Annotated in this window: 10 protein-coding genes; 6 read left to right on the top strand and 4 right to left on the bottom strand. The window is 64.9% G+C overall.

What is annotated here, in order from left to right; genetic code table 11:
- The first annotated feature begins 71 nt into the window (after positions 1–71).
- The 6 genes from OKQ63_RS09605 (at position 72) to uvrA (ending at position 8,608) form a co-directional block, all read left to right on the top strand.
- Positions 72–1,346 carry an MFS transporter gene (locus tag OKQ63_RS09605; RefSeq protein ID WP_264213904.1) on the top strand — a complete coding sequence of 425 codons (1,275 nt, stop codon included), beginning with the start codon at positions 72–74 and terminating at the stop codon, positions 1,344–1,346.
- Between the two features lie 138 nt (positions 1,347–1,484).
- Positions 1,485–2,063, top strand: coding sequence for a DUF924 family protein (locus OKQ63_RS09600; protein WP_264213705.1), 579 nt, complete (start codon positions 1,485–1,487; stop codon positions 2,061–2,063).
- A 158-nt stretch (positions 2,064–2,221) separates the two neighbouring features.
- Positions 2,222–2,695 (top strand): GFA family protein, encoded by a 474-nt coding sequence (locus OKQ63_RS09595; RefSeq protein ID WP_350356307.1) that lies wholly within the window; start codon positions 2,222–2,224, stop codon positions 2,693–2,695.
- A 105-nt stretch (positions 2,696–2,800) separates the two neighbouring features.
- A complete protein-coding gene (lpdA, locus tag OKQ63_RS09590) occupies positions 2,801–4,195 on the top strand; it encodes a dihydrolipoyl dehydrogenase (protein ID WP_264213703.1) in 1,395 nt (464 codons plus the stop codon).
- A gap of 105 nt (positions 4,196–4,300) precedes the next feature.
- A complete protein-coding gene (locus tag OKQ63_RS09585) occupies positions 4,301–5,470 on the top strand; it encodes an MFS transporter (protein ID WP_264213702.1) in 1,170 nt (389 codons plus the stop codon).
- A gap of 279 nt (positions 5,471–5,749) precedes the next feature.
- Positions 5,750–8,608, top strand: a complete 2,859-nt coding sequence (uvrA, locus tag OKQ63_RS09580) for an excinuclease ABC subunit UvrA (RefSeq protein WP_264213701.1) — start codon at positions 5,750–5,752, stop codon at positions 8,606–8,608.
- A 184-nt stretch (positions 8,609–8,792) separates the two neighbouring features.
- On the opposite strand, the gene OKQ63_RS09575 is transcribed toward uvrA, so the two are convergent.
- From OKQ63_RS09575 to OKQ63_RS09560, 4 genes are all read right to left on the bottom strand, one after another.
- Positions 8,793–9,140: a carbohydrate porin gene (locus OKQ63_RS09575; RefSeq protein ID WP_264213700.1), complete on the bottom strand. Its 348-nt coding sequence runs from the start codon at positions 9,138–9,140 to the stop codon at positions 8,793–8,795.
- 97 nt (positions 9,141–9,237) lie between these two features.
- Positions 9,238–10,812, bottom strand: coding sequence for a Hint domain-containing protein (locus OKQ63_RS09570; RefSeq protein ID WP_264213699.1), 1,575 nt, complete (start codon positions 10,810–10,812; stop codon positions 9,238–9,240).
- Between the two features lie 219 nt (positions 10,813–11,031).
- Positions 11,032–11,907: a 3-hydroxyisobutyrate dehydrogenase gene (gene mmsB, locus OKQ63_RS09565; protein WP_264213698.1), complete on the bottom strand. Its 876-nt coding sequence runs from the start codon at positions 11,905–11,907 to the stop codon at positions 11,032–11,034.
- Positions 11,904–12,950, bottom strand: a complete 1,047-nt coding sequence (locus tag OKQ63_RS09560) for an enoyl-CoA hydratase/isomerase family protein (RefSeq protein WP_264213697.1) — start codon at positions 12,948–12,950, stop codon at positions 11,904–11,906. The genes mmsB and OKQ63_RS09560 overlap by 4 nt, the downstream gene beginning before the upstream one ends.
- Between the last annotated feature and the right edge of the window lie 57 nt (positions 12,951–13,007).

The raw sequence follows: 13,007 nt of genomic DNA, 5'->3' as shown, positions 1-13,007 counted from the left end.
ACAGAACAATCGAATGTGACGGCAGCCCATCCCCTGCGGAGGGCTGCTTTGCTGTCAAAGGAGGCATGAAAATGCTGCAGGTGCTGTCGAGCGCGTGGGCGCTGCTGCTGGGGGTTTGCTTGCTGATGGTGGGCAACGGCCTGCAGGGCACCATGCTGGGGGTGCGCGGCGAGCTGGAGGGGTTTTCGACCTTCGAGATGTCGATCGTGATGGCGGCCTATTTCGGCGGCTTCCTGGGCGGCTCGCGGCTGGCGCCGGAGATGATCCGGCGGGTCGGCCACGTGCGGGTGTTTGCGGCGCTGGCCTCGTTCATCTCGGCCGTGATGATCCTGTATCCGCTGCTGCCCAACACCGTGGCCTGGGCGCTGGGGCGGATGGTGATCGGCTTCTGTTTCTCGGGCGTGTATGTGACGGCCGAAAGCTGGCTCAACAATGCCGCCGACAACAGCAACCGGGGCAAGGCGCTGTCGCTTTACATGATCGTGCAGACCATCGGCATCATCACCGCGCAGGGGCTGATCCAGGTAGGCGACCCGCGCGGCTACGAGGCCTTCATCATCGCTTCGATCCTGGTTTCGGTCTCCTTTGCGCCGATCCTGCTGTCGATCTCGCCGACCCCGGCCTTTGACACCGCCAAGCCGATGACGCTGCGCCAGCTGTTCGATACATCGCCGCTGGGCTGTGTCGGCATGTTCCTGCTGGGCGGGGTGTTCTCGGCCCAGTTCGGCATGAGCGCGGTCTATGGCTCCGCCGCCGGGCTGACCCTGACGCAGCTGTCGATTTTCGTGTCGACCTTCTATGTCGGCGCGATGCTGCTGCAGTATCCGCTGGGCTGGCTGTCGGACCGGATGGACCGGCGGGTGCTGATCCTGTTCGTGGCGCTGGTGGGCGGCTGCGGTGCGGTGGCCGGGTTCCTGTTCGGCACCGATTTCCGGATGCTGCTGGTCGCGGCCTTCTTCATCGGCGGGCTGTCCAACCCGCTCTATTCGCTGCTGATCGCCTATACCAATGACTACCTGGAGCATGACGACATGGCGGCGGCCTCGGGCGGGCTGGTGTTCATCAACGGGCTGGGCGCCATTGCCGGGCCGCTGATCACCGGCTGGCTGATGGGCGATGCGGTGTTCGGCCCGGCGGGTTTCTTCACCTTCATCGCGGCGCTGATGTTCGCGATGGCCGTCTATGCCGCCTACCGCGCGACTCAGCGGGCATCGACCCCGGTCGACGAGACCGGCAGCTATGCGGTGATGTCGCCGGCCGCGACGCCGGTGGCGGTCGAGTTTGCCCAAGAATACGCCATCGATACCGAACTGGAGGAGCAGGAAACCGCCGCTTCGGAGCAGTGATTGCGCTAAACCTCGGGAATTGTGAGGATTATTTCACACAGCGGGGTTGCCTGTCGCAATTTGTGACCCAAGGTTACTTGTAAAGGGCACGTGAAATGGCCTGAAGATAGGGTCAGGAAAAACTTGGAGTTAAGACCGATGGCTGGTCCCGAAGAGATACTCGCATTCTGGCTCGACAAAGTCGGGGAGAAGGGATGGTATCTGCAGGATGACGCGCTGGATCAGGAGATCCGCACGAAGTTTCAAAAGACCTGGGAGCAGGCCTGCGAAGGCAGGTTCTCCTTCTGGCTGACCTACCCGAGCGGGACACTGGCCTACATCCTGCTGATGGACCAGCTGCCGCGCAATATGTTCCGCGGCGAGGGCAAGGCGTTTGCGTCCGACCGGGCGGCGCTGTCGGCGGCCAAGATCGCGATCAACAAGAAATGGGATCTGAAGATTGACGAGCCTGCGCGCCAGTTCTTCTACCTGCCGCTGATGCATTCGGAAAACCTGTGCGACCAGGAACGCTGCATCCGGCTGATGATGGAACGGATGCCGGTGACCGGCCCCAGCAACCTGCTGCATGCCCGCGCGCACCGCGAAGTGATCCGCCAGTTCGGCCGCTTCCCCTACCGCAACGAGGCGCTGCACCGCGCCAGCACCGCGCCGGAGCTGGATTATGTCATGGCGGGCGGCTACGGCGAGACCGTGCGGCAGATGCAAGCGGCTGGCTGAGCCGGCAGGCTGGACCAGAGTTACGCGCCGCGTCCCGGAAACCCGGGCGCGGCGCTTTCTTTTCGGGCCGGGGCTTGCGCAGGCCGGCGGGCTGCGGCACTGATAGGGCATTGCTTCTGTGTCCTGCCTGCTGATTTGAGGGATCCGTCTTGCCGCATGTGCCTTTTCCGCAGTCCGGCTGCTGCCGCTGCGGCGCCACCCGGTTTGAAGTTGCCGCTCCGCCGGTGCTGACCGCCGCCTGCCACTGCCGCGGCTGCCAGCGGATGAGCTCCAGCGCCTATTCGCTGACCGCGATGTTCCCGGCTGACGCGTTCCGTGTCACCAGCGGCAGCCCGGTCCGGGGCGGGCTGCAGGGCGGCCAGCTGACCCACTACTGCTGCCCCGCGTGCAAGAGCTGGATGTTCACCCGGATCACCGAGGTTCCGGATTTCGTCAATGTGCGGCCGACCCTGCTGGAGGACGCCGGCTGGTTCCGCCCCTATATCGAAACCATGACCGGGGCGCGGCTGCCCTGGGCTGAGGTGCCCGCGGAGCACAGTTACGAGGGGTTTCCGGACATGGAAGAGTTCGGGCGGCTGCTGCAGCAGTTCGGCGGCTGGTTCGACAGCCCGGAGCGGGCCGGGATGGGCTGATTTCTGCAAGGCCGCTATGCCGCAGCAGAGGATGATTGCAGTGCGGAAAAATATAGTTTAACGGTAAACTAGTTTTATGATCCTGTTCAAGGGCGAGGGAGCATCATGGCCGCACAATCTTATGACGTGATCGTAATCGGCGCCGGGCCGGGGGGCTATGTTGCCGCCATCCGCGCCGCGCAGCTGGGGCTGAAGACCTGCGTGGTCGAGCGCGAGCACATGGGCGGCATCTGCCTGAACTGGGGCTGCATCCCGACCAAGGCGCTGCTGCGCTCGTCGGAAGTGTTCCACCTGATGGAGCGGGCCAAGGATTTCGGCCTGAAGGCGGAGAACATCGGCTATGATCTCGACGCGGTGGTGAAACGCTCGCGCGGGGTGGCCAAGCAGCTCAGCTCGGGCATCGGCCATCTGATGAAGAAGAACAAGATCGACGTTGTCATGGGCGAGGCAGCGATCCCGGCCAAGGGCAAGGTCAGCGTCAAGACAGACAAGGGCACGCAGGATCTGACGGCCAAGAACATCGTGCTGGCCACCGGCGCGCGGGCCCGCGAACTGCCGGGGCTGGAGGCCGACGGCGATCTGGTCTGGACCTACAAGCACGCGCTGGATCCGGTACGGATGCCGAAGAAGCTGCTGGTGATCGGCTCCGGCGCCATCGGCATCGAATTTGCCAGCTTCTACAACACGCTGGGCGCCGAGACCACGGTGGTCGAGGTGATGGACCGGGTGCTGCCGGTGGAAGACGCGGAAATCTCGGCCTTTGCCAAGAAGGCCTTTGTCAAACAGGGCATGAAGATCATGGAGAAATCCATGGTCAAGCAGCTGGACCGCGGCAAGGGCAAGGTGACCGCCCATATCGAGACCGGCGGCAAGGTGGAGAAGCAGGAGTTCGACACCGTGATCTCGGCCGTGGGCATCGTCGGCAATGTCGAGGGTCTGGGGCTGGAAGGCCTGGGCGTCAAGATCGACCGTACCCATGTGGTGACGGATGAATACTGCCGCACCGGGGTTGATGGCCTCTATGCCATCGGCGACATCGCCGGGGCGCCCTGGCTGGCGCATAAGGCGTCCCACGAGGGCGTCATGGTGGCGGAACTGATCGCGGGCAAGCACGCGCATCCCGTAAAGCCCGAGAGCATTGCCGGCTGCACCTACTGCCAGCCGCAGGTGGCCTCCGTCGGCTATACCGAGGCCAAGGCCAAGGAACTGGGCTATGACATCAAGGTCGGCCGCTTCCCCTTTATCGGCAACGGCAAGGCGATTGCGCTGGGAGAGGCCGAGGGGCTGGTGAAAACCATCTTTGACGCCAAGACCGGCGAACTGCTGGGCGCCCATATGGTCGGTGCCGAGGTGACCGAGCTGATCCAGGGCTATGTGGTGGGCCGCCAGCTGGAGACCACCGAAGAGGACCTGATGAACACCGTCTTCCCGCATCCGACGCTGAGCGAGATGATGCATGAATCGGTGCTCGACGCCTATGGCCGCGTCATCCACATGTGACGCAGCATTTCCGCGCCGCCGCCCTTGCTGCGGGCGGCGCCAGCGGGCAGGAATTGCGGGGCAGGCACATCATGTGCCTGCCTTTGCTGTTTTGAGGGGCGCAGTGTGAGGGAAACCGGCAATTCCCGCTGGGGGCTGATCCTGGCGGTCTGGGCGGCGGGCCTGGGCGCCGCGGCGCAGTACGGCAAGATCTCGGTGATCTTCGGCCGGATGGGCGAGCTGTATCCGCAGGCGGGCGGCGCGCTCGGCTTTTCGGTGTCGCTGGTCGGCACGCTTGGCATTCTTCTTGGGGTGGTTGCGGGGCTGTATGTCGCCGCTTTCGGCTACCGGCGGACGCTGGTCTGGGCGCTGTGGGCGGGGGCGGCGATGTCGGCCCTGCAGGCGCTGCATCTGCCGTTCGGGCTGTTTCTGGCGTCCAGGGTAGCCGAGGGGCTGTCGCATCTGGGCATCGTGGTGGCCGGGCCGGTGCTGATTGCGCAGCTGAGCTCGGACCGGGGGCGGGGGCTGGCGATGACCCTGTGGAGCACCTTTTTTGCCGTCGCCTTCACCCTGCTGGCCTGGTTCGGCCTGCCGCTGGCGGATGCCTGGGGGCTGCTGGCCCTGTTCGGCGCCCATGCGGCGGTGATGGCGGGGCTGGCGCTGCTGCTGGGCTTTGCGCTGCGGTCCGTGCCGGTGCCGGAACGGGCGCCGCTGCCGCGGCCGGCCGAGCTGCCGGGGCTGCATCTGCCCATCTACCGCTCGCCCTGGATCGCGGCGCCGGCCGCGGGCTGGCTGTTCTACACCTGCTGCTTTGTGGCGGTGCTGACGGTGATCCCGCCTTATATCGCCGAGGACATGCGCGCCTTTGTGCTGGGCGCGATGCCGCTGGCCAGCATTGCCGTATCCATGACCCTGGGGGTGTCTCTGCTGCGGGTCCTGACCGCGGTGCAGCTGGCGCAACTGGGGTTCCTGGCCTGTGCCGGTGCCGCGCTGTGGCTGTGGGCGATGCCCGGCGCGCCGGCGGCCTGCATTGCCATGGCGGGTGCCATGGGGCTGGTGCAGGGCGGTTCCTTTGCCGCGGTGCCGCAGCTGAACGCAAGCGCTGCGGCGCGTGCCCAGGCGAGCGGCGCCATGGCGCAGACCGGCAATCTGGGCAACACCATCGGCACGCCCTTGATGGTTCTGGTACTGGCTGGCGGCGGCTTTGGCGGCATGATGGCGGTGCTGCTGGTCCTGTTCCTGAGCGGGGCCGCGGTGCATGTTCTGCTGGCCAAGCGGCGGCGCGCCCTGGTGTGAGGGGGGGCTCCCGCCCGTCATCGCCCTTCCTGGCGGAAGGCCTCTTCCCGTTGGGCATGGCGCCGCAAGCGGCGCGGCGGAGACCGAGCGGACTCCGGGCCGGGACCGCTGCGGGGTCAGGTTTTGCCGGGGCCGGTGTCAGAAGCTGTCAGCAGCTTTCGGCAAACTTCATCCTGTTCACCCTGTGTTCTCTTTTTGGGCTTGGCGTTTTCCGCAGCATTCCCTATCTGTAGGGCGGGCGTCCGCCGCCGGTTCGGCGGGCGCGGGTACGGGGGCACTATGGCTGAGCTGAAATCCATCGAGGTGCGCGGCGCGCGCGAGCATAATCTGAAGAACATCGACGTGGATATTCCGCGCGATGAGCTGGTGGTGATCACCGGCCTCAGCGGCTCGGGCAAGTCGTCGCTGGCGTTCGACACCATCTATGCCGAGGGCCAGCGCCGCTATGTGGAAAGCCTGAGCGCCTATGCGCGGCAGTTCCTCGACATGATGGAAAAGCCGGATGTGGACCACATCAGCGGCCTCAGCCCGGCGATTTCGATCGAGCAGAAGACGACCTCCAAGAACCCGCGCTCGACCGTTGGCACGGTGACCGAGATCTACGACTACATGCGTCTGCTGTTTGCCCGTGCGGGCACGCCCTACAGCCCTGCCACCGGCCTGCCGATCGAGGCGCAGCAGGTGCAGGACATGGTCGACCGGATCATGGAAATGGAGGAAGGCAGCCGCGGCTATCTGCTGGCGCCGATCGTCCGCGACCGCAAGGGCGAGTACAAGAAGGAATTCCTGGAGCTCAGGAAGCAGGGGTTCCAGCGGGTGAAGGTCGACGGCGAATTCTACGAACTGGACGAGCCGCCCGCGCTGGACAAGAAGTTCCGCCATGACATCGACGTGGTGGTCGACCGGTTGGTGGTGCGGGAAGGATTGGAGACCCGGCTGGCCGACAGCTTGCGCACCGCGCTGGACCTGGCCGACGGCATTGCCATTCTGGAAACCGCGCCCAAGGAAGGCGATCCGGAGCGGATCACCTTCAGCGAAAATTTTGCCTGCCCGGTCAGCGGTTTCACCATTCCGGAGATCGAGCCGCGGCTGTTTTCCTTCAACGCGCCGTTCGGGGCCTGCCCGGAGTGCGACGGGCTGGGGGTCGAGCTGTTCTTTGACGAGCGGTTGGTGGTGCCGGATCAGTCCCTGAAGGTTTACGACGGGGCGCTGGCGCCCTGGCGCAAGGGCAAGTCGCCCTATTTCCTGCAGACCATCGAGGCCATCGCCAAACATTACCAGTTCGACAAGAACACCGTCTGGAAGGACCTGCCCGAGAAGGTGCAGCAGGTGTTCCTGTACGGTTCCGGCGAGGAAGAGATCATGTTCCGCTATGATGAAGGCGGGCGGGTCTATCAGGTGGAACGCACATTCGAGGGCGTGATCCCCAACATGGAGCGGCGCTACCGCGAGACGGATTCGAACTGGATCCGCGAAGAGTTCGAGCGCTATCAGAACAACCGCCATTGCCACCACTGCGAGGGCTACCGGCTGCGCGACGAGGCGCTGGCGGTGAAGATCGCGGGCGTGCATGTGGGGCAGGTGGTGCAGCTGTCGATCCGCGAGGCGCTGGCCTGGATCGAGGATGTTCCGAACCATCTGAGCCCGCAGAAACAGGAGATCGCCCGCGCCATCGTCAAGGAAATCCGCGAGCGGCTGGGATTCCTGAATAACGTGGGTCTTGAGTATCTTACGCTGTCACGTTCATCCGGAACCCTGTCCGGCGGCGAAAGCCAGCGGATCCGCCTGGCGAGCCAGATCGGCTCCGGCCTGACCGGGGTTTTGTACGTTCTGGACGAGCCTTCGATCGGCCTCCATCAGCGCGACAATGACCGGCTGATCGGCACGCTGAAGAACCTGCGCGACCAGGGCAACACGGTGATCGTGGTGGAGCATGACGAGGACATGATCCGGCAGGCCGACTATGTCTTTGACATCGGTCCCGGCGCCGGGGTGCACGGCGGCGAGGTGGTGAGCCACGGCACGCCGCATGAGATTGCCGCCGACACCGGCTCGATCACCGGCCAGTATCTGGCGGGCACCCGGGAGATCGCGGTGCCGGCCAAGCGGCGCAAGGGCAACAAGAAGAAGGTCAAGGTTGTCAGGGCCACCGGCAACAACCTGAAAGAGGTGACGGCGGAGTTTCCGCTGGGCAAGTTTGTCTGCGTCACCGGCGTGTCGGGCGGCGGCAAGTCGACGCTGACCATCGAGACGCTGTTCAAGACCGCCTCGATGCGATTGAACGGTGCGCGCCAGACGCCGGCGCCCTGCGAAAGCATCAAGGGGCTGGAGCATCTGGACAAGGTGATCGATATCGACCAGCGCCCGATCGGGCGCACGCCGCGGTCGAACCCGGCGACCTATACCGGGGCCTTCACCCCGATCCGCGACTGGTTTGCCGGGCTGCCGGAAGCCAAGACGCGGGGGTATAAACCGGGGCGGTTCTCCTTCAACGTCAAGGGAGGCCGCTGCGAGGCCTGCCAGGGCGACGGGGTCATCAAGATCGAGATGCACTTTCTGCCCGACGTCTATGTGACCTGCGAAACCTGCAAGGGCGCGCGCTATAACCGCGAAACGCTGGAGATCAAATTCAAGGGCAAGAGCATCGCCGATGTGCTTGATATGACAGTGGAAGATGCGCAGCAGTTCTTTGCCGCCGTGCCGTCGATCCGCGACAAGATGGACGCGCTGATGCGGGTCGGCCTTGGCTATATCAAGGTGGGCCAGCAGGCGACGACACTGTCCGGCGGCGAGGCGCAGCGGGTGAAACTGTCCAAGGAGCTGTCGAAGCGCTCGACCGGGCGGACGCTGTACATCCTGGACGAGCCGACCACCGGTCTGCATTTCGAGGATGTGAAGAAGCTGTTGGAAGTGCTGCACGAATTGGTGGAGCAGGGCAATTCGGTGGTGGTGATCGAGCACAATCTGGATGTGATCAAGACCGCCGACTGGATCATCGACATCGGTCCCGAGGGCGGCGATGGCGGCGGCGAGATCGTGGCCGCGGGCACGCCCGAAGCAGTGGCGGATGAGCCGCGCAGCCATACCGGGCGGTATCTGAAGGATATTCTGGAAACGCGGAAAGTCGCGGCGGAGTAAGAGGGGCGCAGCCCGCTGCCGGGCGGGCGGCTGCTGCCGCTGGCTGCCGGCGGATCCCCGTTTCAGCCGCACCGGCGGTCCGGCGCAGTCCGGGGCGAGGAGAGTCCGGGCCGCAATGGCCGGTCCTGCCGCTGCGGCGGCGCAGGGTGCTGTGGAGGTTGTGGCCTGGCCTTGGACCCGGCGGTCAGTTCGACAGGTCGGCCATCGCGCCGATCAGCCGCAGAACCTTCTGGGTTTCGCGGTTCACCTGGTAGACATAACCGCCCGCCTGAACATAGCTGCCATAGGGATCAGGTGCCCAATGGCCCGGATCGCCGATCCAGATGTAATTGTCCAGAATATGGTCGCCGCGGCGGTAGAACCGCTTGGACGCGCCCGGCGGCACGCATTGCGAGGACTTCTTGGCCAGACCCGGCGGGCATTCGACCGCAGTGTGTTCAGGTTTGTCGTGGCCATTGCCTGCCGCCAGCGGAATCGCCAGCGCGCAGGCCGCGGCAAGAACGGTGATGGAAACAATGTGACGGCGTACCATTTACAGCGGGTCCTTTCTTCGCTGCCTCTGACATAACCGGCCGGGCGCAAAATCCAAGAGAGCCTGCAAACGGCGGCGGCAGCCTGCCAGTCTGCGGTTACGCGGCGGCAAGAACCCGCGCTTCATAGCTGCGCAGAGCCAGCCTTGCGGCATTTCCGTAACCGCGGCCGGTCGCGGTGCAGAGTTCCGGAAACAGGTCGCGGATTTCCGCCAGTGTGGCAGAATCAAAACCTGCAGCGGTTTCCGGGCCCGGCTGGTAGCTTTCGCTCAGCGCGCCGTCCGCCCAGAGGATCTGGTGGCGCCCGAACAGCAGGTGGAAGTATTCCGCCTCCTCCATCTCGAGCGCCGGGCGGATGGTTTTGTCGTTGACCAGATCCTTGGCCTTGACCAGCACCTCCGCCTCGCCGAACAGCAGCTCGGCCTGGCAGCCGGAGATCAGCATCCGGTGCTGCGGCGAGACATAGAGATCGCGGTGATTGCCGCAGCTGCCCCTGGCAAGCCGGATGGGGGTTGTCAGGGGGGTGCAGGCGACGCGGCGGCTGCCGGTCCACTGCAGGGTCTGGGGGCCGTTGTCATAGGTCAGGACCGTCATGCCGGGGCGCAGGTTCTCGACCGGCATTTCGCCGCCCGGCACCCGGATCATCGTGCCGCGCAGGAAACAGGGCACTGTCTGGGTGATTTCGACAAGGCCGGTGTCGGAGTTTCCAAGGCCATTGTCCGCGGTGTAGTTGAAATAGACAGTTTCCAGGTCGCCGTCGGTGACCACGGTGAAGGTGCCGTCTTCGTTCAGGGTGATCTGCTGGCCGGTGGCGAGGGTGACCGTGTCGCCGGCAAAGACCTCCTGGCCGTTGATATGGGTGACGGTCAGGGTGCCGCCTGTGGTGCTGTCGTTGTCCAGAACGTCCAGCACCCGGGTCTTGCCGATGGCGAATTCGGCCTGATCATCCTGGGCGACCACGGCGGTCTGGACCGAGCCGCCGGCGATCAGCAGGTTGGTGTCATAGCTGCTGTCGGCGGTGTCGGCGACGCCGATCTTCAGGGTGTTGACCTGGCCCGCGTTCACCGGTGCAACAAACGTCAGGGTGATGGTGAACCCGTCCATCTCGGTGTTGTACTGGTCGCCGGTATTGTCGACGTAGATGTTTTCGGTTTCGCCGCCGTTGATATTGCCGATCGAGGCGGTGCCGTTGCCGATGGAAACCTGCGCCTCAACCCCGTTCACCCAGACGCCGACCACATCATTGTACTGGGAATTGATGAACTCGGGGTATTCCTCCGAGGACAGCACGAAGTCGATGGTCAGGACATCGCCCTCGGGGGTGAAATCTATTTCCAGGAAAGAGGCATCGCGGGTCGCGGCACCGGCCAGCGCGTTGAAATCGGCGTCGTTGTTGGCGCCGGAGGTATTGGTGCTGGTGTTGCTGCGGACGTTGGTGTTGGTGGAGCCGTCGCTGTTGGTGAAGTCCCGGGCATATCCTGTCGACAGGATCACGCCGGAATCCGCAGGGGCGACACCAGGGGTTGTTGTGTCGGCACCGGAATAGATGCCGGAGGACAGGGCGTCGCCGCTGTAGCTGGCGCTTACAACCGTGACGCCGTCGCCAAAGATCTCCTCCGCCATCTGGGTGGCGGTGGCGGATGTGTTGATGTTCAGTTCCGTCGCCGTGGCCATTTCGGTCAGCCTGCCTCCGGGTGCGCAAAAGATTTACGGTTGCTTACCGGAATGGTGCTGAACTTGGACGGAACTGTGGCGGGGCGGTGCCGAAATCCGGGAGTTTATTCGAATTTTAGGGGTATTTTCGGCGGTTGACGGGAAAAAGGCAGCCGTGTCCGGGCTGCCTTTTTTGTTTCACTCGATCCTCTGAGGGGCCGGCCGCATCGAGAAATATTCTCAGCCCTTGCGGTGGCGCTTCTCGAACCGGGGCAGCATGGCCGAGAAGTCCATGCCCTTGCCGCCTTCGTCCTCGACAAACGTCTTGTAGAGCGCCATCGCCAGTTCGCCCATCGGGGTGTCGGCATCGGCGCTGATCGCGGCCTGCTGGCTGAGGCCGAGGTCCTTGAGCATCAGCTCGGCGGCAAATCCGGGCCGGTAGCTGTTGTCGGCGGGCGACTGCGGGCCGACGCCGGGAGCCGGGCAATAGGCGTTCATGCTCCAGCTGTAGCCGGAGGAGGTCGAGACCACATCGAACATTTTCTGGCGGTCCAGGCCCAGCTTGTCGGCCAGCGCAAAAGCCTCGCAGGTGGCGATCATGGTGACGCCAAGGATCATGTTGTTGCAGATCTTGGCGGCCTGGCCCGCGCCGGCCTCGCCGCAGTGCACCGCTTTCTGGCCCATGATATCGAACAATGGCTCCGCCGCGGCAAACGCTGCGGGCGAACCGCCGGCCATGAAGGTCAGCGTGCCGCCGGCGGCGCCGCCGATGCCGCCGGAGACCGGCGCGTCCACGGACAGCAGGTCCGCATCCGAGGCCTGTGCGGCCACCGCACGGGCGGACTCCACATCGACGGTGGAGCAGTCGATGAAAGCGGCCCCCTTGGTCATCGCCGGGATGATTTCGGCGGCAACAAGGCGCAGGATGGCGCCGTTGGGCAGCATGGTGATCACCGCATCGGCGCCCGCGGCGGCGTCAGGGCCGGAAGCGGCCATGGTGACGCCTTCGATGCTGACGTCGGCCATGTCAAAGCCGGTGACCTCATGGCCCGCCTTGGCCAGGTTGGCGGCCATCGGCCCGCCCATGTTGCCCAGCCCGATAAATCCGATCTTCATGACAGTTCCTCCTCAAATGTCAGCGCTGCCGCGCCGAGCGGCGCCAGCATCTCCTTGACCGCTGCCGCGGGGACATCCCGGCCGGCATGGTGCCACTGCGGATTGCGGTCCTTGTCGATGATCTGGGCGCGGATGCCTTCCAGGAAATCGCCCTTTTCCATCGCGCGGTAAGTAAAGCGGTATTCCAGATCCAGCGCGCGGCGGATGGCCGGACCGTCGGCACGCAGGCGGTGCAGCATCTCCAGCGTGCAGGCCATCGACAGCGGCGAATTCCGGTTCAGGGACTTCAGCGCGCCTTGGGCGAATTCATTGTCCGCTGCCTGCAGGCTTGCCAGGATTGCCTCCAGGCTGTCCTGGGCGAAGTGTGTGGCCGTCTCCTGGCGCAGACCGCGCAGCTTGCCTTCGGGGGCCGGTTCGGCGGCGTCTTCCACAAGGGCCGCGCGGCCGCTTTCCTCCAGTGCCGAGATCAGGGCGGGCCACTTGTCCTGCGGCACGAAATAATCGGCAAAGCCGGCGAGGATCGCATCATCCGCGCCCATCCGCGCGGCGGTCATGCCGAGGTATTCGCCCAGATGGTCCGGCGCCAGCGCCAGCATCAGCGAGCCGCCCACGTCCGGCACCAGGCCGATGCCGACCTCGGGCATGGCAATCTGGCTGCTTTCGCCGACCACCCGGTGGGTGCCGTGGCAGCCGATGCCGACGCCGCCGCCCATGGTGAACCCCTGCAGAAAGCTGATCACCGGCTTCTTGTACTCGAAGATACAGGCGTTCAGCCGGTACTCATCGCGCCAGAAGGTGCGGCCATAGCTGTAGTCGCCTTTGGTGCCGGTGTCATAAAGCTCGGCGATGTCGCCGCCGGCGCAGAAGGCCTTGTCGCCCTCGGCGTCGATCACCACCAGCCTGACGCTGTCATCCTCTGCCCAGCCGCGCATGGCGGCGTCGATGGCCATGCACATGTCATAGCTCATCGCATTGAGCGCCTTGGGGCGGGTCAGGGTGATGCGGCCGGCATGGCCTGCCTTGCGGATGTCAATGTCGCTCACGGCAAATGTCCCCTATTGAGGGTGCCCGGCAGCGGCGCCGGGCCTTCCCATGGAAAA

Source organism: Leisingera thetidis (assembly GCF_025857195.1).
GTDB classification, from domain to species: Bacteria; Pseudomonadota; Alphaproteobacteria; order Rhodobacterales; family Rhodobacteraceae; genus Leisingera; species Leisingera thetidis.
This window is presented reverse-complemented; position numbering and strand designations above follow the sequence as displayed.

What these genes read in the sequence shown, in the direction of transcription:
- OKQ63_RS09605 (WP_264213904.1), top strand. Translation starts at nt 72, where the DNA reads ATGCTGCAGGTGCTGTCGAGCGCGTGGGCGCTGCTGCTGGGGGTTTGC.
- OKQ63_RS09600 (WP_264213705.1), top strand. Translation starts at nt 1,485, where the DNA reads ATGGCTGGTCCCGAAGAGATACTCGCATTCTGGCTCGACAAAGTCGGG.
- lpdA (WP_264213703.1), top strand. Translation starts at nt 2,801, where the DNA reads ATGGCCGCACAATCTTATGACGTGATCGTAATCGGCGCCGGGCCGGGG.
- uvrA (WP_264213701.1), top strand. Translation starts at nt 5,750, where the DNA reads ATGGCTGAGCTGAAATCCATCGAGGTGCGCGGCGCGCGCGAGCATAAT.
- OKQ63_RS09575 (WP_264213700.1), bottom strand. Translation starts at nt 9,140, where the DNA reads ATGGTACGCCGTCACATTGTTTCCATCACCGTTCTTGCCGCGGCCTGC.
- OKQ63_RS09570 (WP_264213699.1), bottom strand. Translation starts at nt 10,812, where the DNA reads ATGGCCACGGCGACGGAACTGAACATCAACACATCCGCCACCGCCACC.
- mmsB (WP_264213698.1), bottom strand. Translation starts at nt 11,907, where the DNA reads ATGAAGATCGGATTTATCGGGCTGGGCAACATGGGCGGGCCGATGGCC.